Below are 19,753 nucleotides of genomic sequence, written 5' to 3' on the forward strand. Positions count from 1 at the left end.
CTTCCCCACATAGAGGGGGTGGTCAGCGGCACCTGCTGCGAGTTCTTTGACTGCCAGCAGATCACCATGGATCGCATAGAGGCCTGCCGCGTTCGGCACCACCTCAAGGGCCTCCTGCGCCGTGTGCTGCGGGCCATCAGTCAAGGCAGCGAGAGCAACACACACCATGGCTTCGTCCATGGCGAAGAGCCTAAGGGTTGGGCACGACAAACCAGCCGCTCTGAACTACCCGACCAAGCGGTGTGCCCCTTGTACTCATGCCGCTGGAGCCTACGCCGCAGGTAGCCAGCTTAGAACGCCTAATCCAATGAGGTGAGATCACCAGGAGGCGATGCACTGGGTAAGGTTTTCTGACAGGAAGAGCGTGAAACGTCTCTGCGATCCGGCGCCGGTCGCCATGTATACCCGAGCTGTTCCTGCGGCTTGAAGTCCGGTGATGGCTTCGGCGAGTCCGGGCCGAGGTGTGACGCCCGTGTCGAGCATGACTTCGTGCCGCCAGGACCAGGTGTCCCAGAGCTGTGCGGAACCCGTTTGGTTCAGAAAGACCTCGAAGTCCGCGCCTGCCTCCAGCTCGGCCAGAGCGGCGCGTGCAGAGATGCAGCCATCCTGGAACAGTGCGGATTACAGGGCGCCTCGGTTCATGTGATCAGTTTGCCGGGCTGGCTAAGGAACAGCCGGACATACCCCCATCCGCTAGCACGCCGCCGTGGCCGCGATCGTGTCGATCGCAGACCGTTCCCGCCGCATACAGCACCATGCCGACCTCGACCTCCGCATGGACCGCCTACGGGCATCCATCACCACACATGACGCCGGCTTCAAACTGACAGCCGCGGACTTCGACCTCGCGCAGCGCATCGGCACGATGGTGACCGCGCACCAGGCGCTCCCGCTCGACTGACCCAGGGGCAACGGCGAAGTCGACCCTTGCACGGCGTGCGTGCGCCGTCGCCACGCGCTTCGACAAACGGGCGTACGTCTTCCACGGGACGGTCACCGTGGCCGCGATCCGCCTATGGCTCCGTCCGCAGTGAAACGCCCCGTTGAGAGGTCCTTGGCACCTGGGTAGTGGTGGCGCAGTTCGCTGAGTACGCGCTCGTCGACAGCCCTGACGTCCCCAAGATGAGCTGCCGAACTCGGTCTACCAGGGTGAGCGGGTGTCGCGGCGCGCTTCTGGGGTCTGCTCGGGCAGAGCCGTGTTCTGGTCGGTGCGCAGCAGCATGCTTGGGTAGGGTTCGAAGTCCTCATTGGGCTGGTGGAAACGCTCGGTGCGCGGAATGGTGACTTCCACCAGCCGGCCCTCCTGGAACATCCACAGCCCGAAGCAGTCGTCGTCCTGGTCGCGAAGCAGAACCTGCACCGTGTGCGGATGCGGCCACGGCAGCGACTCCAGGTGCCTGAGCAGGCCCTGGCGGCCACGCAATTTCTCGAACTCCAGGGCCCACCCGAACTCGTAGCCCCACTGCCCCGCTATCGGGACGAAGCGACCTCGCCACGTGCGTTCCGGGTCGTCCTGGGTCAGCGGTTCCATCACCTCGTCCGACCAGCGGGCTAGCACGATGACCTCGGCGTCTCTACTCATGCCGGAGTATGACCGCATCCGCCTGATCCACCGCAACCAAATTCCTCAACCGGCCGACGCAGGCAAGGACGGGCGGATTGGCGACGAGCTCTCCGTGCGGGCGAGCCCGACGACGGCGCCTCGGGAGAAGCTCATCTGCGCCTATGCCACGGCCCTGATCAGCTCACACGACCCATCGGACAGCCCCTAGTGCCTGGGCGACCCGGCCGAGCAGGTCCCGCAGGGCGGGCGTGTGCCGGGCGTGCGGCCGGGCCAGTCCCGGAATCTGCTCGGCGAAGGCTGTCGGGCACTCAGCCGCCAGGCACTTGAACCGCCGTATCAGCACCACGATCACCACCGGCAGCCCGCCCACCGGCGCGCCCTTGAGTCGCCGCTCGTACCGGCCGTGTATTCGGCCCGAGGGCCTTCCGCACTGCGGACACCGCGCCGAACCCGTTTGGGAACGGGTACGCAGCATGACCACGCCCGCATCCCGACGCACAGACTCGACCACCACGTCCGCCAGATGCGGGAGAACCTCCCGCAAGTCCCCTGAACCGCACACCCATCCGAAACGATCGAATGGCTGCAACGTCACAAGATCAGCGACAGAGCCCGCTTCTCCGTACCCGCCTGGGCACTTCAACTCGTAGTAGAGGTGACGGTCGGCAGTGCCTGTCACTGGGGTGACCAGGCTGCCGCCATGAGAGGTGGCCTTGCACGCGTAGCCGGAGCTGGCCGTCCGTCACCCGGTGGGACGCGACGGCGCCCAGGTGTGACCGGCTTGCCCTGACGGCCGCCGACGCACCGGGCCCGTGCCGCGGACTCGGTCTCCACGTCGTGGTGGGCCGGGGGGTGCCCCTATGTGTTTGGTCAAGGTCGAAGGTCAGTAGGTTTGTGTGGTCGAAAGCGGGGCCGAGCCGTAGGGGTGTGCATGAGTGATAGCCAGGTCACGATCAAGCTGACGAGTGACGAGGCACTGGTGTTGTCGGACTGGCTGGAGAAGCTGCAGATGACGGACCTGAGCCGAGTTGTCGACGATCCGGCGGTCTGGGTGCCGATCCATCGCATCGCCGGGACGCTGGACAAGTCACTTGCGGGGCTGTTCGCGCCTGACTATGACCAGCGGCTTGAGGCCGCTCGCTGGCGGCTTCGGCCGGAGGAGGACTGACCGGTGAGTCAGAACCGTCACCCGGCCCCTGCAAGTTGGGGTTCGTAGAAGGTTCCGTCGTGGAGCATCGCGAAGAGGACGTCTGCTCGTCGCCGTGCGAGGCAGAGCAGGGCCTGGGTGTGATGCTTACCCTGGGCGATTTTCTTGTCGTAGTCGGCCCGTGAGGTCGGGTCTCCCAGCGCGGCGAACGCGGAAAGGAAGAAGGCTCTCTTGAGCTGCTTGTTTCCTCTCCTTGACGGCTGTTCGCCGCGGATCGAGGAGCCCGAGCTCCGGGTCGCCGGGGCGAGACCGGCGTAGGCGGCGAGGTGGCCGGCGCCGTCGACTACATCAGCAAACCCTTCGACCCCTGGGCCCTACGCGCCAAGGTCGCCGTCTTCACGTCCATCTACCTCGAACGACACACCTCGTAGGGCCCGGCGACACCGCAGCTCCAAGGCGCCGGAACCACACGTCGGCGCTCAAGGCGTGTCTGGAGCACGAGCTTCGCAGTGCTCAGCTGGCGTAGGCCGAGGGCGGTGCGGCGGTGAAGGCTGCGGGGCGTGCCCTGGGGGAGGCGCGCCCCGAGCGGGCGTTCGGCCGGTGGAGCGTCTGGAGCAGCTGGACGAGCCGTAGGTGGTCTTGCCTGCTGAGGTGCTGGGAGTTGTGCTTGAGTTCAGCAGGTTGCGGAGGGTGTGCTGATCCACCAGAGCGAGCTACTCGAGAACAACACCGCTGTCGTGCAGGGCAGGGACGGCGTGCTCCTCGTAGACGCCGGGATAACAGGCGACGAAATGGTCCGCCTGGCGGCCGCCTGCGGTCAGCCGGGCATTACGGTGGGACACGAAGACCTTCGTATGCGGTGTGAGCCTCCACCACACCGGAGGTCTTCGCCATGATCAAGACCTGGCCCCGTTAACAACGCTCGTGATCAATACAGCTAGCGTGGCGGTTTTGCGGAGTGCAGGAGGGATTCGCGGTGCTGGTCATGCCTGGACGGCGGACGTCGACGATGGACCTGTTGGCCGTCGAGGCGGCGGGCCGAGGGATGTCGGTCAGGGCGGCGGAGGAGCCCGGCCTGGCAGGCCCTGCGCACTGGTACGGCGGACCGGTCGCGGGTGCGCGGCTGGCTGGCCGGCTCGGGTTCGCTTTGCTGGAGCCGGCAGACGGCTGGCTCGCCGAGTTGCCGGAAGAGTTCACCGGCCGCCAGGTACGGGCTGGGACCATTGCGGACGCATGGGTGATCGACCAGCCGACGTTCGTCAAGCCGCCCCGTGACAAGTCCTTCCCGGCCGATGTCTACACCGACGGGTCCCGGCTGTTCTCCGCCCTGGACCCGGCAGCACCGGTGCTGCTGTCTGACGTGGTGACCTTCGCGGCCGAGTACCGGCTGTTCCTGCTGGACGGTCAGATTGCCACGGCGAGCCGGTACGCAGTGTTCGGCCGGCTCGACCCCCGCCCACTCGGTACGGACCGGGCGGACGGGGCCACCGCCGCGCAGATTACGGAGTTCGCCGACCGGCTGGCCACCGCAGCCGGGCACACGCTGCCGAGTGCCGTCGTCGTGGACGTCGGGCAACTGCTGGACCCCTACCGCGCAGGCCACCGCTGGGCGGTGGTGGAGGCCAACATGGCGTGGTTCTCGCATGCCTACGCGGCCGACCCGGCACGGGTGCTGGACGTGGTCCTGCGGGCGGCGGGGCCACGCGAGCACATGCGGCCGCGAGATCTGGCGTTCGCGACTGGTAGGCCCGCATGTTCAAGAGTCGCGTATTCGCCGTAGCCGTAGGCCGATCGTCACCCTGTGTCGGTGCCCTGCGGCATGATGACCGGCGTGAACACCGAGATAGTCATAGACGTCTGGCAGCGGCTTCTCGCCGACCCTGGCAAGTCGTGGGTGCTGTTCGAGCATGGCACTTGTGTCGTGCTGACCGCTCCGGAAGGGGAGCTTGCTGAACAGGCAACCGACCTCCTGAAGAAGTTCGGCCCGGCGCATGCCGGATCTTCGGCAGGAGACTTTGGGGTGATCGACCTCAAGGACGTCGAGGGATGGGTCGTCACTGGGCATCACAACGACGTCCTTACCTATGTCGGCCCCGATGAGCCTCAGGATCAGTCGCAGATCGCTGTCGGGCTGTTCGGACGTTCCAAGCGCCACCGGGACGGCACCGAGCTTCACGTCGTCCATGTTGAGGACAAACGCGGCTCAGCGGACCCAGCGTAAGTACCGTGCTTCATCGCTGGTGGTCGTCGGGGGCGTATCGGCTCCACGCTCCTCCGGCCGGGGCGGAGATCGCGGTACTGAACTTGTGCCGGGCGCCCTTAAGCTCGCCCAGCGTGGTTGGGCTGGATGACGGCGTGCGTCGCCTGCGCCAGACCGTCACCGACGCGGCTGCCGCCCCTTCCGCTGGCTGCGCTGCCGATCACCTGGCAGCGGCCTGGAGGGCGACATGCGGACTGCACCCGGACCCGGTAGGCGCGTACAGCGAGGCCATCAAGGCAGTGGAGTGCGGGCGCGGTGAGCGCGACCGGTGACCAGGCGAACGCTTCGGGCAAGCCAGTCGTCCGCGGCGCCTCCCACGCCAGCACCATGGCCAGGACTGGGGCGTGGCCGAAGTTGAAGACCGGCTCCAGGAGCACCGACGTGAAGAGCGTCCAGCACCTCCTGACCGCCCGGGGCTACGCGGTGTCCGCCGACGGCATCTACGGCAGGAAGACCGCGACCGCGGTCGGGAAGTTCCAGAAGCGCGCCGGCCTGAAGGCTGACGGCGTCGTCGGGGCAAAGACCTGGAGCAAGCTCACCGCCCTCACCGTCGGCCTCGGCGACCGCAGCCCGGCCGTCAAGGCCGCCCAGGTGCAGCTCGGCGTGAAGACCGACGGCGTCTTCGGCAAGAACACCAAGAGCGCGGTCCGTAGGTCAGAACGACGAGCAAGTCACACAGACCACGACCTTCCGCTGGGATGGCGCACAGCTGGTCGAGCAGCAGGACGATGACGCGACCCTGGTGTGGGACTACGCCGGACTAAAACCCCTGAGCCAGCGTGAAATGAAGGCCGGCGGCACACAGCAGGAGGTCGATCGCCGGTTCTTCGCGATCGTCACCGACCTCGTGGGCAGCCCCACGGAAATGGTCTCGGCCGACGGGTCCCTGGCCTGGCGAGCCCGCAGCACCGCTTGGGGCGCCACCCAGTGGAACAAGAACAGCACCGCCTATACCCCGCTGCGCTACCCGGGCCAGTACTTCGACCCCGAGACGGGTCTGCACTACAACTTCAACCGCTACTACGACCCCGAAGCGGGCAGGTACCTCTCGCCCGACCCATTGGGCATCGCTCCGTCGATCAACCCCTACGCCTATGTCGCGAACCCGTTCATTCTGGCTGACCCCCTGGGCCTGGCAGCCTGCGAGCCGGATCCCACATGGGCGGGGCAAGTCAGGTGGGTTCGCGACGAGCACGGACGTCCCTATGAGATGCACGCCATCATCACCCGCAACATGCTTGATGAAGGCACACACGCCCGTAACTCGATCATCCCTCCTGGCTACCAGCCGGACAAGGGACAGGCCCGCGGGCACATGCTGGCGCGGCAGCTCGGCGGATCCGGTGATCATGACGACAACCTGTTCACGATCTCCCAGAACCCGACGAACACGCCAGAAATGAGCATGTTCGAGCAGCGTGTGTACGACGCTGTCGCCGGAAACGACGTCGTCCAGTACAGCGTGTACCTGGAGTACGTAAACGATGATCCTGACTCACCCCCCAAGACCATCCAGCTCGAGGCGTTCGGAGCCAAAAAGGACCGGGACGGCAACCTCCTGTTCGATGAGGGGACCATCCTTAACAACCCTGCTCACGACGAGCCCCGCCCCCGGCGCCGTCCTTAGCCTCCAAGGAATCGGATGACTGCCCTCACAGCACTGACGGCCCTGTGCCCACCTCCCCCTACCGTCCCGCCAGCCCCTGACTGGTCCCGGATCGAGGCTGCACTGGGCATGAACCTGCCCCAGGACTACAAGCAACTCGTCACCACCTACGGCCCGGGCCAGTTCTGCGACTTCATCTCCCTGTACCAGCCTCACGCCCCCAGCGAGTGGGCCGACCTGACCGGGCCCATGCCGGCCCGTCTACGAACGCAGATCGAAGAGGTCCGACAAACTGCCCGACACCCCTGGGCATTGCCGCACCCTCCCGAGGATCTCTTCGCCATGGGAGTCACGGGCAACGGGGACTACCTCTTCTGGGTCACCCAGCCCGCTGGCACCCCGGACGAGTGGACCGTCGCCGTCAACGAAGCCTTGCGCGCCCCCTGGTACATCTACGACGGGTCCTTGACCGAATTCCTCGTCGCCACTCTCAGCGGAACAACACACATCCCCATGTTCCCCAAGGACCTCCTTGAACACGGGGCCACCTTCACCCCTTCAGCTCTCCATAGCAACACACCGGTTGCAGCCCCCCGGACATCCGTCAGCACACGCACCATCCGCGACTGGGCCCACGCCCACGGCTACGACCTACCTGAACGCGGGCGCATCCCTATCGAGATCATCCAGGCCTGGGAACAGGAGAACTCCAACAACGCGTGAAAGGGGCAAACGAGACGTGTGTCGCTCGGTGCAACTTCTGATCAAGAGCATGCGCCAGAGCCCACAACCGGCGCCCCTCCCGCGACAAGCACTCCGACTGCCACGCCGCCATCCAGCGCAATTTCTTCAGCCGGCTGCTCGGCCAGCTCCGCCCGTTACGGCGAACTCGTCACGATCGACGCCAAACAGGCCCGCACACCGTGCACACGGCCCTGACGCCCCCAAGGGTCCCTGCGACGGCGTTGCCGAGTGCCTGCTTCCAGGCGGGCCGGGGGCGCGCAGCGTGGCGCGCGCAACCGATGTGCCTTTGGGATATGCCGACTCGCTGCGCGGCAACGCCTTGATGCTCCACCGTGGGGTGCAGGGTGGCGGTTCGGTGCGCCCTGTGTGGACGAGGAGGTGGACCGGGGTGTCCTGGAAGCGTGATGGGTTCGACTCGCATGTGGGTGGGGTCGGGGTGTTGCTGGCCGATGGCAGCGAGCCGGGCCCGGTCTACATCGACATGGGCAGCAGTGGCCATGTCCCCAGCTTCACCGACTGGTGGGTGTACGACGGAGCGGTGCGCAGGCCGATGGCGACGACGATGCGGGGCAGGTGCGCATGCGGATGGCGCGGCGAGCGGACGTTCCCGATCGACTGGCAGCAGGTCGACCGCGACGACGTCGACGCCTACGACACCTCCGGGCCCGAGCGGGACTGGGGGAGCCACCTGGATGAGGTCGCCGCACGTGCGGTGCCGCTCCCCGAGGACCTGGCCGGTCTGCTGCGGCGGTTGCACGAGCGCCTGGACGAGCTCGTCGACGACGATCCGCTCACCGTGGTGAAGGCGGCTGGTGAGCTGAAGGCGACCGTCGCGGTCTTCGGCCCCCTCGCTACCAGGATCGTCACCAGCAGCGAACAGCTCCCTCTCGCTCGGGTCGCCGAGGTGCTTGGTATGACCGAGCAGGCCGCCAGCTCCCTCTTGCGGCACTACGAGCACATGGACCTGTGACCACGCCCCTCTCGGCGTACGGGGGCGGGGGCGACCCAGCGTCCGGTCGACGACGGAGCCGCGCGAGGCCGGGATGCGCGACGAAGCGCAGACAGATACATCCCGCCGTCATTGGAACGCTCGTCTCGCGTGGGTCGAAGGCGACTGACTCCTCACCTGGTCCCGTCAAGGCCGCGGTGCGCGGTGTCGTTCGTCTGGGTCATCCGCGTAGGGGAGCAGCGGATCGGCGACTGAGGCCCGCTACTGGGATCGTGGATAGGTGAGCCGACTGGTCGTTGGAGCGCCCCCTTGCCCCCGTACTGCGGTGCGGGGGGCACAGTGCTGTCAGGGGGTGTCGGTGCTGCCCGGCATAGTGCCGGTCATGACCAATGACTTGGAGCGTATCGACTGGGCGCCTCCATGGGGCACGCCTACGGTCCTGCAGACGATGTGCCGGGATGGCTGCTCGGTATGGCTTCAGCCGATGCAAAGGTCCGGGACAAGGCGTTCAGCCCCGGCAGCACCGCGCCCGGAATCAGGCCGAACTCGCCGCCGAGACACGCCGCTTCTTCCGCCGGCGGGTCAGCCGCACATCGTCCGCGGCTACTTCGGCGGCCCACCCGTCCGCTACGTCCTGGACGAGGACCCCATGAGTTTCTGATCCATAGAACCAACCACTGCCGTCCGGGTGCCGGACAGGCTGCTGGAGCAGCAAGTCCTCTTGCGCACCCCGCAGGGTCTCGCCTACGCCGATAAATGCGCTGTCGGACCTGTCGCCGCAGTGAGGTCACTACCCACCTCTGGGTCCAAATGCCCCATCGTGACGGCGTCACCGACTTCGCCACAAGGCACGCCCAATGACCGCACGTCGACGCAGGTCTGGAGGACTCTCAGCCATCCAACATGTTGATGTGACGAACTCATGGCCTAAACATCACTGATCGTTGATCAAACGCCGTCCCTTACTTACGGTCACGGTTGTCTTTTTCAACTTCCCAAGGGGGGAAACCCGTGAGATCTACACGTCTCATCACCCTGCGTGAGTCTGGTCGGCGAATAGGCACTGTTGGCCTTGGTGCCGCCGCTGTACTCGGCCTCCTTACCGCGCCCGCCCACGCCGCCAGCTGGTCCGGCTCGCTTACGGGCGTCATTCCGGGCTACGAATCCCGTCGCTGGTATGACACCGGTGGCTCCACCACGATCAAGTTCACCGGCTGCAGCACCGACGGCAGCACCTCGGTCACCAATGTCACCCTGCGCAAGGACACCTTCGGGCCCGACCCGTACTACGTGAGGGCGAGTTTCACGCAGTGCCACGCCAGCAGCACCTCCACCTCCACCGGCACATGGTCTGATCACGGCGCCGGCGACTACTACTTCGTCGTCAACGACGGTGCTACGGGCGTCCGTACCTGGGTCAAGTCCCTTACCGTGTCCTACTAAAACTCTGCTCCTCCGGTTGCGCCCACCCCATGTCGGCGTAGCCGGAGGAGTCCCGCTCCGGCGCCGAGGTACCACCGATGCCCTTGCACTACCAGTCCTGCACCTTCCGTTATCCCCGCACATCACGCCCAGTCCTTAACCAGCTCGACCTGGAGTTTTCACCGGGCCATACTGTGCTCCTCGGACCCAACGGCGCTGGCAAGAGCACTCTGCTCTCTCTCGGCGCTAGTGCCTCGCAGCCGCAGGCAGGGCTCGTCCGCTACGGAAGGCTTGACCCGGCCAACCGGAAACACATGCGGAACTACCGGCACAGGGTGTCCTGGCTGCCGCAGCGCCCTGGATTCCTGCCCGGACTGACATGCAGAGAGCACGTGGCGTATATCGGCTGGCTAAAGGGCATGCGGGAACGTGACGCTTGGCGCGCCGCGCCGGAAGCAATTGAACGAGTCGGGCTCAGCGACAAGATCAACGATAAGATTAAGACGCTATCCGGAGGCCAGCAACAGCGGATCGCTATCGCACAAGCACTCGTCCATAACGCGGAGTTGCTACTCCTCGACGAACCCACCGTAGGGCTAGACCCCCACCAGCGGCGCAGGTTTCTCGACTTGCTGATCTCGTTGCGTGGCACCGTTCATGTGATCGTCTCCACCCACGACATCGGCGACCTCGACCAGGCTTTCGACGAGGTCGTGGTCCTCGAAGCGGGCCGACCGAGGTTCAAGGGGGCGGTTGAGGAGTTCGCCGCCCACGCCCAACCGGACTGCGCGCCGGGCCGACGTCTGGAGAGCGCCTACGCGTCGCTGCTGGAGGCGACCGAATGATCACCTGGGCGAATCTCCGGGCCTCGGCTGCACCGTGGCTGGCCCTACCCGCCTTGTTCTACGTCGGTTTGTACATCGACGATGTCACCTACACTGCGCCATCGGGATACGGCGTGCAATCCGGTGAGCTTGCCGCCTTCGCCATGGCGATCATCGCCCCGGCGGTGGCCGGGGCTGCTGCGTGGGAAGCGGGCCGCCACCGCCAGCTGGGAGCCATGCGAACCACCAGCGCGCGTTGGCTCCCAGAACAGCTCTTGCGGGCCGCTGCACCGGTCTTGACCCTGCACCTCGTCCTCATCGCCGGGGCGCTCGTGATGGCCCGCAGAGCGGTAGGTGTGTGGCCTGGCGGAGCCGGGTGGCTCGCCGCGGTGCATCTGGTCGTACTTCCCTTCGGCTGGCTCATCATCGGCTGGTGTCTAGGGCTCATCCTGCCCAGGAGCATTGCGGCCCCCGTCGTTGGGATCAGCTGTTGGGCCTGGCTATCCATGCCGCACGCGATAGCCAACCCCTGGCTGCGACACCTGGGCGGTTTCATCGACGGAACATCCACCGTCACCGACGTGCGCGAGCCCGCCGTGTTTGTAGTGCCATGGCTCATTGTCGCCGGCCTCGCCCTCGCTTTCTGGACCTTGGCCGGCGTGCGCCAGCGCCCCTGGACCGCAGCAGCCAGCGTCCTGGTAGCCGCGGCCACGTTCACAGCAGGCCATAGTTTGGTGAGCGATTGGGGGTACCGGCCCCCGACAAATCCCCGCAACATCGCCATGGCCTGTACCGGACAAGTACCGAGGGTGTGCGTGCCCCCGGAGTACAAACCCTATGCCGAGCAATTGCGGCGGGATGCACTCACTCCGATAGACAGACTGAAGGCTGCCGGGATACCCGTTCCTCAAGAACTGCGCGTCACCTCCCCAGAGATTCCACTCAAGCCAGGAACGTGGCCGCTGTACTGGTCGTTGCCCTCCCTTCACGGCGGGGGCGACCGTGCCCAATACACGGCGGATTTGGCGGAGTCGGCAGTAGCCGGGGCGGCCTCGCTCGCTGGCGTGACCGACTGCCGACAGCCGGGCTCGCCCGCCGCCGCTTGGGCCGCCCTGGCGATGGGACTGAACGAGGAAGTCATACGGCAGGGAATGCTCCCTGCAGACTGGGCAGCGCTCCAGAAGGTCCGCGGTCTATCGGTCCAAGAGCAGGCCAGATGGTTCAACACAGCAGCCGTGAGCCAGAAGCACTGCGTGCGGGTCATGCCATGAGCCGCTACATAATCGCCGTACGCCGCTGGTGGGTCATTCCCATCGCACTCGCCGTGCTCGTCTTGATGTGCGGGTCTGTGGGGACGAGCGAGATTCCTGTTCCCAGTCTCGTCGGCGGCATGGTCGGGGCACGTCTGACCTACTTCACCCCAGTTCTGATCGTCGTCGCCGTCATGTACTGCCTCGAACGACAACTACGCGAAGCCGAGAGCACAGCGGTAGCTCACGTCCGCCTGTACGACAATGGCGCCCTCATCCTCACCGTGGTGCTTACGCACGCGGCCGGGCTAGTGGTGGGAATGGACGTCGCCCGAAACGTCACCCTCCTTCTCGCTATCGCCCTTCTCACACGTCGCCTCGCCAACGAGGCGACGGCAGCAGCATCAGGGTTGCTGCTGCTCATCTTCAACCTCATCCTTGGTCGCGCCTACCAACCCGGGGGCCACCCCTCCCACGTCTGGTGGGCCCTTCCTCTCTACCCTGCCGAAAGCCTGGCTGCGTGGCTGGTCGCAGTTGTCCTGTTCGCCTTCGCGCTGAAGCTCTCAGGGGCAGGGCGCTCTAACTGATCGTTTCAGAGGGCGGTTCGTGAGGTGTTGGCGCGGCGGCCACCGTCTCTAGGACCGGAAGATCCCGATCATTGCGACCGGTTTGAACCAGCTGCGCCAGCACGGTCCGGCCAGCCAGTGTTCCTCCGTTTCGGCCGAGACCATCCGCAGCCGTTCCTTGAGGCGATCGGCAACCCGCGCCGCGAAGTCGCCGACGTCCGCGAGGAAGAGGAGTCCAAGGCCCGCCAGGCGCAGTACCAGGCACAGGTACGGCGGGCAGCCCGGGAGCAGGCCGCGAAGCAGGCAGCCGAACGCGAGGCCCGCCGTCCTGTCTGCACCGGCTGCGGGGCGAAGTTCACCGACGCCCGCTGGGAGGCTGCACAGGCGACGGACTGGGGAGTCCCGAAGGACCCCCATCCGCACCTTTGCGACAGATGCAAGCGCGCGGCCGTCGCCGACGCCCACGAGGCCGACGACCGGCAGGAGCACCCGGAGGGGAGGGCAACGCGTCAGGACCTGCAGGTCGACCGGGTGTTACGGGGCGGGGGTGAAGATGACGGCGGTCTTCGCGCAGTCGCCGTGGGCGAAGACGGCGAGGGCGTCCATCTCGGCGTTGTCGGCGGCCAGATTCCAGCGGAGCTTGGTGCCGACCCATTCGGAGATGTAGCGACAGTGCGCGCTGGGGAGCGGCGGCATCCAGTCGCGGGGGTCCTGGTCGGCCTTCTGACGGTTGGAGCGTGCGGTCATCGCGACGAGGGACGAGCTGGCGTCCTGGTCGTTCGCGTATGCCTCGCGCCGGGCCGGCGTCCAGGCGGACGCTCCCGAATCCCAGGCCTCGGCGAGGGGCACCATGTGGTCGATGTCGAGTTTGGCGGGGTCGTTGACCTCCTGGCCGTTGTAATAGCTCTTCCACAGGCCGCCGGACAGCTTGCAGCTGGCAGCCATGGTCGGCGCTTGGACCGCTTTTGCCTGGAGGACCTCGGCGCGGGTGTTGCAGCCGTCGGCGGGATCGAGGCCGGTGTTCCAGTGCTTGAACGCATCGCGGCTGTATCCGGCGCGCGCCTCGTCGGCGAGGGGGATCTGCTCGACGGCGTCGACCAGTTGAGCACCTCCGCACCGGCCGGCGCCACCGGGGCCGCGGCGGCCGTGTACGGCAGGGCGATCGGCGCCAGGGCGAGGAGCCCGACGTCTCACCGCTTACCGTGCACGAGCTCGTTAGCCAATGAAGTTGCTGCTGTCAAATACGAAAGGCCTATGCTCGTGTCGGTCCTATACTGCGGACATTCGCAGGTATGCCTGCAGGTCCGACGCAACAGGGGGTGCGGTCAGTGTCGACCCAGGACCCGCGAGAGCAGCTGAGCCAGTACCAAGGGGCCCTTCGGGTGTCGGCCTCTGACGCGGAGAGCTACGCTGCCCGGTGCGGTGTCTTCTTGGCGGCCAAAGTCCGCCGACGCTTTACTGTGGCCGGCTGGGAGCGGCGCCACGGCGACGATCCGTTCATGCTGAAAGTGACCCGGCAGGTCATCGCCGCGCTTCACCGCGACGAGCGCATCGCCACCTGGGAGGGCCTCCAGGAGGCCCTCCGGGAACAGATGGCACAGTACCCCGATCTTCACCCGGGAGTGGAGAGGTACATTGCACACGCGGTGGAGCAGTACCTCGACGCCCACGACGAACTCGCGGCACAGTACGAGGAAGTGCGTTTTTTTGCCTTCGACCCTGCCGTGGGAAGCCAGGGGCGTGAGGTCACCGTCTGGGCGCCTTTGTACTCCAGCGTCGATGGAGTCCGCGAGGTCCGACGACTGCGCGTGAACAAGGCCCGCAGCAGCGCCGAAGAGCATGATCGCTGGGCGACGGTCGCCGCCTTCGCTGCTGCCGGGGCCAAGATGCGGATCCCGCCAGTGAAGATCCGAATCGTCGAGGCTGGCTTGTTTGACGGCTCCACCGAGGTCGTCTTCGAAGCCACGCCGGATGAGGTTCGCACGCGATACGAGACGTATGGACGTCCTGTCATCAAGAAGTTGCTGGATGCCGCTGACTACCGGCCCGGCCAGTCGTGTCAGGACTGCAAGCTGGCAGGGTGCTGTCCGAGTCTGGAGGATCTCTCAGGCTGCCTTGGCCAGCGACGGCCGGGGACGCACACCCGCTCGGTGAGCGCCGCCGACCTTGAGCTCTACCTGAAATGCCCCGCCCGCTGGTACCTCGAAACGGTGTGCAGGCTGCCGCCAGCCCGCATGTCGTCGGAGGCGTCGGACCGCGGCCGCATTATTCACCGGTGGCTCGCTCAAGCCCACGCACGCGGCACGCGGTGTACCGAGCAGGACGTCGCACCTCTCGGACAGGCTGGGGCCTTCACGGGAACCCTCACGGCGGAAGAGTATGCGAAGACTCGTGAATTCCTTGCTGCGCATGCTCGTTTGTGCCCTCTGGCCGACGGCGTCGAAGTTGTTGCCGTCGAACCCTCGGTTTACGGGTACGACGGGACCGCGGACGTTGTGATTGCTTCTCAGCCCGATCTGGTATATCGAGGAGCGAGCGGGCAGATTTTCGTACGCGAGACGAAGACCACGACTCAGATGCCCGCAGACGAGAGCGACGCCTTCGACCGCTTCTTCCCGGTCCCGTGGCTGATGAATATCGCCTCTACTGCGAAAGATGCCTTCGGTGAAACCGAAATGCTCCCCGTCGTCGAACTGGAGGTGATCACTTCAGAGGGGGCACGCGTGTTCACCTGGGATCTGGAGCGCGATCAGGACATGGTCCGCATGGCGCGGGCCGAGGTCCGCCAGCGGGCCAGCTCCTGGATTCGAGATGCCACATGGTCCTCGTCGCCCGGGTCTCAGTGCACCTGGTGCCCCGTCAGGCGGTGGTGCCCCGACGCCGCGGACGCTCACGGTGACGCCGACGGACAGCCGCAGGTGTATGACGAGCCGTGTGCTGGCCTGCAGGCGGGCTTGTCCGACTAGCCCGACGGAGAACACGTGCACGGCAGACTGGCGGGGGGCTAGGCTTGGGTGAGGAGCATGTCGGCAGGTTGTAAGAGTGTGTTACGGGAGGGTAGTTGGATAGGCCGCTACCCACGCCCCGGGTGATGCTGCCACGCGGCCCGAACCTCCGCCCTCGGCCGCCCTTGCCGCCGGTGCGTCAGTACGCGGTCGATTCGTCGCTTCCACGGCGTCGTCGGCCCGTCACCACCGCCCTCGTGGACACCGGCGTCCTCTATGCCCTGGCTCACCGGCCTCTGTACCTGGAGATGTTCCTCAAGCTCTACGGGGAGAGTGTGGCCGTGGCCACGGCGGTCGAGGAAGAGATCCGCAACGTTGCGCGGATCCCGCAGGTCGCCCGTCCGCGTCGGAACCTGGTGCTGATGGCGGCCTGCGCGGACCGCCTCGTCAAGAAGCTCGACGACAAGACCATCACCGTGCTCGAGCCCTCCGAGGACTCGGCCGCGCTGGAGGCTGCGGTGCAGCAGCAACTCCTGGAGCTCGATCGTGCGGCGGCCGAGCGGCGGGGTGCGACGTGGCACCAGATCGATACGGACAGGGCGAAGCGTCATCACGGCGAGAAGGAGAGCATCCTCATCGCCGCCGACGTCATCAAAGCCGGCGGCACGGCCATCGTGCTGACCAACGACGGAGGCGCCAGCCGAGTGGCCTGGCGGCAGGGGGTATCCGCACGGAACCTGCGTGACATCCTTGCCGAACTCGCCTGCGCAGAACCGAACCTGAAGGAAGAGGACCTCCTGGCAGCGCTCAACGAGATGACGGCCCACTTCGCCACCCTGCCCACCGATGTCCGTCCGGCGGACTCCTCTGCCTTCCGGTGCCGTGGTCTCGCAGGTGTGTGCCGCTCCTGCGACCCTTGATGTGTTAGCCCGGTGCCGTCTATTCCGCCGCCGCGGTCAGGTCCCAACCGGCGGCGCTCAGCTGTCGCACGGCCTCCCCTTCGTCCCCGTCTGCGATCACATCAGCCACTGTCTGCAGACTCACCACATTGCTTGCGAATGCGGCCAGGACATGCTCGGTCAGACGAGGTGAGGCATACCGCCGGCCCTCGGCCTCCGCCATCTGAGACCACGCCGTACCGGCTCCGACGCTGACCATCATCGACGCGACTGTCGTGTTCTCGCACTGATCCAGCAGCGCGCTGGAAGGCGTCAGGTGGTATTCCGAATCCCGTAGCGCCTTGACCGTGGCCCGCCTGCTTATTCCGTAGGTGAGCATGGCATCGGCGACAAGACGGTTCACATCCGGTAGATCATTCGAGGGGCCATGCTCTTCCAGCATTTCCTCCAGCGCCTCGTCCGGGAATAGGAAATGTCGAGAGAAAGAGTCCGCGATGATCTCTGGAATTGCGTTGGAATTCTGCGCCCGGTCGATGATTATTTGCCCGCTGTCCTGGTATAGGACATGGCTCAATTCGTGTGCGAGCGTGAATCTCTGAAGCGCCCAATAGTCGTCCGAATTGATGAGGATTGCCCAAGTCTGGCGGTTTTCGTGGATTTCTGGGACTGAAATGCCGTGAACGTTCTTCGGCAACGGCCGGTACTCCACCAGGCAGCCCAGGCTCTCGACGAAGCCGGTGAGATCCTCAATCGGGGCGAGCGGATCCAGAGCGCGCTGGGCCCGTAGCCGGACAGCAGTCGTCCTGCCGTCCTCCTTCGGTTTGAACAACCTCCTTGACACAGGGAGCCGGGAGAGATCCTCAACCGGCGTGCTGAAGCCCCAACGCTCGGTCAGCCGATCTGCGGCTAGAAGCTTCATGGCGTGTTCGACCGGCTCGACCACATCGTGCTCGATTTCCGCCGTGCCCAGGCGCAGGCTCACGCCAAGTGAGGGCCTCCTCGCGCCGGTCAGGATGGTGGGATCCACTCCCAGCAGCGCACCCAGGAGCGAGGCTTCCCGCCGTGAGGGAAGACGCTTCCCGTCCAGCAGCTCTTCCCCGATCTCAGATGACCCGAAAAGCTCTTCCAGTACAGGCGGAGTGACCTCGTAGCGGGAGAGCAGGCTGCTCAGCGCACGGGCATCAAATGTCGCTGCCTCATTGCCCACACGCGTCACCTCCCTGGCCGCCTCGTCTGTGTGCCCGCACTTGCGTCCCCCGCAGCAGCGGGGAAACCGTCCTCAAAGACTCTCCCCCCGACTCTGCCCTGTAGTCCTGACAGCCGACTCTCCGCAGCAGAAAAGTTCACTCTTCGACCACCCCCTATGCCCACAAGGATAGAGGCGGACACTGACAGCCGCGAAGGCGAAGCAGACCGGGTAGGGGCCTTGGCCGAGACATCGCACAAGCCGGTTGACCAGCGATTACGTGTCTCCAGAAGGGGCGCCAGGCGATAGGTGCAGCTCATCGTGACTACGCCCCTTGCGGGGAGGCTGACAGCACCTTGCCGCCTCGACCGACAGGATGAGGATGCGGTCCGGGGGGCGGTTGCCTCAGGGGTCACGACTGTCTGTTCCCTCCCCGGCAGAGCCCGCGATACGTCAGTGCCCATCCGGCAGCCCGCGCAGCGATGCACCAGCATGCCCGATGCCCGCACTATCAAAGCAGCCTTGCCCATGCCGCGTCACCTTATTGGACGGGCGGCACCCGCCTGCAAAGGCGTCAGCCAAGATCCCTTGGTAGGCGTCTATCGGCGCAGGGCGTCGGCTCGGATCCAGTACTGCCCAACAGCGCTTGTCGGCGATAGCGGACCTGGTGCCAGTGGCCGATCTGTTTTTGGCATCAGCGCTCAAGCGTCAGTGAACTTGAGCGGCTCGGACAGAAAAACTTGCAGGCGACCGCAGCGGACGCAGGGCGATCGCCGACATGAGCCGGCCCGTCGGCCTCGTAGCGCATGCTTCGAGGCCCCGCCCTGCCCCCGTACCGCTGGTACGCGGCCGAGCGTCTCTGGACGCGGGCTCCTGGGATCGGAGGCCCGAGTGGCGGAAGGAACCGTGGAGGCGGCCATTGCCGGCAGGCTGTGAGGGGCTGGCGCCTTTCAGCTTGATGAGCAGGTTCAGGCATGCCGGCTCGGGCGAAAGGGGGCAGTCAGCCTCCAGGACTGCTCGCCACGGTTGTGATCGAGGGCGCCAGTCAAGATCACCTGGTGTTCCACGAGCCTTAGGACTTCTTCGAGCAGTCGGTAGACGGGTGTGGCGGTGTGCGATTTGGTGGGCGTCGGCGGCACCCTCGACAGCGCCTGGTTCCAAATGGGCTTGCAGTGCGACAGCGACCAGCTGGGACCTCGCGGCCGGCTTCGTGAGCCTGTGCTCGCGGGCGACGCGCAGGGTCCAGTCGGCAGCCCGTGACCGGGCTCTGTGGCCCGGCATGCCCGTCAGAGGGTCACTGAGCCAGACGGCCGCAGCCGTCCCCTGCGGGGCAAGCCGCAACCATCTGGCCGCCTCCAGCTCCCACCAGGCGACCGTCGAGTTCCCCAAGGCCATGCCGCGAGTCAGCCCTGCCGGAACGAGTGCGTGCCCTAGCTGGTCGGAACGCAAGACGCCCTGCAAATCCAGGAGGCGGGCCGAGGCGCTTGTTGATGCGGGAAGTGAGGCCGCGGCAAAGCTGAGCATGTTGCGTACCAGTTCCATCTCCTCCTGCACGACGGGGGAGGGGCGCGGCCGGCGACGGCCAGGCCCTGGAGATGCGTCCTGCTTTCCGGTCAGGGCGGTCGCTGGCACGGCCGACGCGTCTTTCATCGCCGCAGCGCATGCGGCGCACACGTCAGCCAGCCGCCACAGCCGGCCACCCAGCTCGCGGGACAGGACGAGAAGGAGAGGGCCGGCGCAGCCGCGATGTCGCGGGTGCCAGCGGCAGCCGCGTTCATGGCACTGGCAAGTCCGCAGGTGTGAGGGGAGGAGTGAGCGTCGGGCGTGGTGCGCGACGTGTGCGAGTGCGGCCGAGGGTGCGGTGCGCCGCACCCAGCTCAGGCGCGACCGTAGATTCCGTCACGCCTCTTGCCAGGCCCTTGCCTCCTCTGCCATAGCTGCACGAGCCGCCTTGACCCTGCGGTCGCCCAGGCTTCCCATCTTGGCCAGGTTGAGGGGCGGCCGAAGCACATTGAGCACAGCAGTCTCAACCTCATCGAGGACCACACCGTCAGGTCCTACCCACACCGAGAGCTGCAACCTCGCGTGCATCCATTCCGTCAGCCGCTCATCGCCGCTGCTCTCCAGAGAGTAGTTGGCGCTGCCGTCAGGCCGAGCAAGGTTGCGGGGCACTGCTCGGAGTCCAAGCGGTTCCCGCAGGAGCGCTGAGAGAGTCCGTCGTAGGGTGGAGAAGCCAGTCTTGCCCGTTGCGAAGTGTGTACGCAGGTCGCGCCCTACCAAGCTGCGTTCTGCCTTCCCCACATAGAGGGGGTGGTCAGCGGCACCTGCTGCGAGTTCTTTGACTGCCAGCAGATCACCATGGATCGCATAGAGGCCTGCCGCGTTCGGCAC

21 protein-coding genes and 2 pseudogenes are annotated in these 19,753 nt (G+C 66.1%); 15 read left to right on the top strand and 8 right to left on the bottom strand.

Annotation, left to right across the window (positions count from 1 at the left end):
- Positions 1–180, bottom strand: a 180-nt coding sequence (locus tag IG02_RS41950; RefSeq protein ID WP_158712451.1) for a hypothetical protein, incomplete at its 3' end; no start/stop codon positions are given.
- Between the two features lie 526 nt (positions 181–706).
- Here IG02_RS41950 and IG02_RS37330 point away from each other — a divergent pair.
- Entirely contained in the window at positions 707–901 is a 195-nt protein-coding gene (locus IG02_RS37330) for a 4a-hydroxytetrahydrobiopterin dehydratase (RefSeq protein WP_324604770.1), read from the top strand.
- 240 nt (positions 902–1,141) lie between these two features.
- Here the strand turns inward: IG02_RS37330 and IG02_RS0134995 are convergent, their stop codons facing one another.
- Positions 1,142–1,582: a hypothetical protein gene (locus IG02_RS0134995; protein WP_030556752.1), complete on the bottom strand. Its 441-nt coding sequence runs from the start codon at positions 1,580–1,582 to the stop codon at positions 1,142–1,144.
- A gap of 163 nt (positions 1,583–1,745) precedes the next feature.
- Positions 1,746–2,039: a transposase family protein gene (locus tag IG02_RS43580; protein ID WP_157850847.1), complete on the bottom strand. Its 294-nt coding sequence runs from the start codon at positions 2,037–2,039 to the stop codon at positions 1,746–1,748.
- 456 nt (positions 2,040–2,495) lie between these two features.
- Here IG02_RS43580 and IG02_RS0135005 point away from each other — a divergent pair, with 456 nt between their 5' ends.
- Positions 2,496–2,732, top strand: coding sequence for a hypothetical protein (locus IG02_RS0135005; RefSeq protein ID WP_030556756.1), 237 nt, complete (start codon positions 2,496–2,498; stop codon positions 2,730–2,732).
- Between the two features lie 17 nt (positions 2,733–2,749).
- On the opposite strand, the pseudogene IG02_RS40195 reads toward IG02_RS0135005, so the two are convergent.
- A pseudogene (locus tag IG02_RS40195) lies at positions 2,750–3,046 on the bottom strand (transposase); the annotation flags it as partial.
- Here IG02_RS40195 and IG02_RS43325 point away from each other — a divergent pair.
- From IG02_RS43325 to IG02_RS0135065, 11 genes and pseudogenes are all read left to right on the top strand, one after another.
- Positions 3,032–3,142, top strand: a pseudogene (locus tag IG02_RS43325) (response regulator); the annotation flags it as partial. The pseudogenes IG02_RS40195 and IG02_RS43325 overlap by 15 nt on opposite strands.
- Positions 3,143–3,720: 578 nt before the next feature.
- Positions 3,721–4,491, top strand: a complete 771-nt coding sequence (locus IG02_RS0135015; protein ID WP_030556758.1) for an ATP-grasp domain-containing protein — start codon at positions 3,721–3,723, stop codon at positions 4,489–4,491.
- A gap of 39 nt (positions 4,492–4,530) precedes the next feature.
- The gene (locus tag IG02_RS0135020; RefSeq protein WP_030556760.1) at positions 4,531–4,932 is read left to right on the top strand and encodes a hypothetical protein; all 402 of its coding nucleotides are present in this window, start codon (positions 4,531–4,533) and stop codon (positions 4,930–4,932) included.
- Positions 4,933–5,352: 420 nt separating this feature from the next.
- Positions 5,353–5,703, top strand: a complete 351-nt coding sequence (locus tag IG02_RS0135030) for a peptidoglycan-binding domain-containing protein (protein ID WP_030757555.1) — start codon at positions 5,353–5,355, stop codon at positions 5,701–5,703.
- A 10-nt stretch (positions 5,704–5,713) separates the two neighbouring features.
- Complete coding sequence (locus IG02_RS0135035) at positions 5,714–6,598, top strand: RHS repeat-associated core domain-containing protein (protein WP_157850850.1); 885 nt, start codon at positions 5,714–5,716, stop codon at positions 6,596–6,598.
- 15 nt (positions 6,599–6,613) lie between these two features.
- Positions 6,614–7,300, top strand: a complete 687-nt coding sequence (locus IG02_RS0135040; protein ID WP_030556731.1) for an SMI1/KNR4 family protein — start codon at positions 6,614–6,616, stop codon at positions 7,298–7,300.
- 409 nt (positions 7,301–7,709) lie between these two features.
- Positions 7,710–8,291, top strand: coding sequence for a hypothetical protein (locus IG02_RS0135045; protein WP_030556732.1), 582 nt, complete (start codon positions 7,710–7,712; stop codon positions 8,289–8,291).
- Between the two features lie 990 nt (positions 8,292–9,281).
- A complete protein-coding gene (locus IG02_RS38120; RefSeq protein ID WP_051766156.1) occupies positions 9,282–9,713 on the top strand; it encodes a hypothetical protein in 432 nt (143 codons plus the stop codon).
- Positions 9,714–9,790: 77 nt separating this feature from the next.
- Positions 9,791–10,537, top strand: coding sequence for an ABC transporter ATP-binding protein (locus IG02_RS0135055; RefSeq protein WP_030556736.1), 747 nt, complete (start codon positions 9,791–9,793; stop codon positions 10,535–10,537).
- Positions 10,534–11,787 (top strand): DUF7224 domain-containing protein, encoded by a 1,254-nt coding sequence (locus IG02_RS0135060; RefSeq protein ID WP_030556738.1) that lies wholly within the window; start codon positions 10,534–10,536, stop codon positions 11,785–11,787. Before IG02_RS0135055 ends, IG02_RS0135060 begins: the two co-directional genes overlap by 4 nt.
- On the top strand, positions 11,784–12,353 hold the full coding sequence (locus tag IG02_RS0135065; RefSeq protein WP_030556740.1) for a hypothetical protein: 570 nt from the start codon (positions 11,784–11,786) through the stop codon (positions 12,351–12,353). The genes IG02_RS0135060 and IG02_RS0135065 overlap by 4 nt, the downstream gene beginning before the upstream one ends.
- A 48-nt stretch (positions 12,354–12,401) precedes the next feature.
- Here the strand turns inward: IG02_RS0135065 and IG02_RS0135070 are convergent, their stop codons facing one another.
- On the bottom strand, positions 12,402–12,821 hold the full coding sequence (locus IG02_RS0135070; RefSeq protein ID WP_030556742.1) for a hypothetical protein: 420 nt from the start codon (positions 12,819–12,821) through the stop codon (positions 12,402–12,404).
- Between the two features lie 45 nt (positions 12,822–12,866).
- On the bottom strand, positions 12,867–13,526 hold the full coding sequence (locus IG02_RS37335; RefSeq protein WP_420707824.1) for an HNH endonuclease family protein: 660 nt from the start codon (positions 13,524–13,526) through the stop codon (positions 12,867–12,869).
- A gap of 188 nt (positions 13,527–13,714) precedes the next feature.
- On the opposite strand from IG02_RS37335, the gene IG02_RS0135080 reads away from it, so the two are divergent.
- Positions 13,715–15,298, top strand: coding sequence for a PD-(D/E)XK nuclease family protein (locus IG02_RS0135080; RefSeq protein ID WP_234315025.1), 1,584 nt, complete (start codon positions 13,715–13,717; stop codon positions 15,296–15,298).
- Between the two features lie 236 nt (positions 15,299–15,534).
- Positions 15,535–16,197 carry a hypothetical protein gene (locus IG02_RS0135085; RefSeq protein WP_234315026.1) on the top strand — a complete coding sequence of 221 codons (663 nt, stop codon included), beginning with the start codon at positions 15,535–15,537 and terminating at the stop codon, positions 16,195–16,197.
- A 19-nt stretch (positions 16,198–16,216) separates the two neighbouring features.
- On the opposite strand, the gene IG02_RS0135090 is transcribed toward IG02_RS0135085, so the two are convergent.
- The gene (locus IG02_RS0135090) at positions 16,217–17,383 is read right to left on the bottom strand and encodes an ImmA/IrrE family metallo-endopeptidase (protein WP_030556748.1); all 1,167 of its coding nucleotides are present in this window, start codon (positions 17,381–17,383) and stop codon (positions 16,217–16,219) included.
- A gap of 1,878 nt (positions 17,384–19,261) precedes the next feature.
- A partial coding sequence (locus IG02_RS43330; protein ID WP_234315027.1) for a GIY-YIG nuclease family protein occupies positions 19,262–19,753 on the bottom strand: 492 nt, incomplete at its 5' end.

Source organism: Streptomyces sp. NRRL F-5135 (assembly GCF_000719775.1).
In the GTDB taxonomy this organism is placed as follows: Bacteria; Actinomycetota; Actinomycetes; order Streptomycetales; family Streptomycetaceae; genus Streptomyces; species Streptomyces hebeiensis.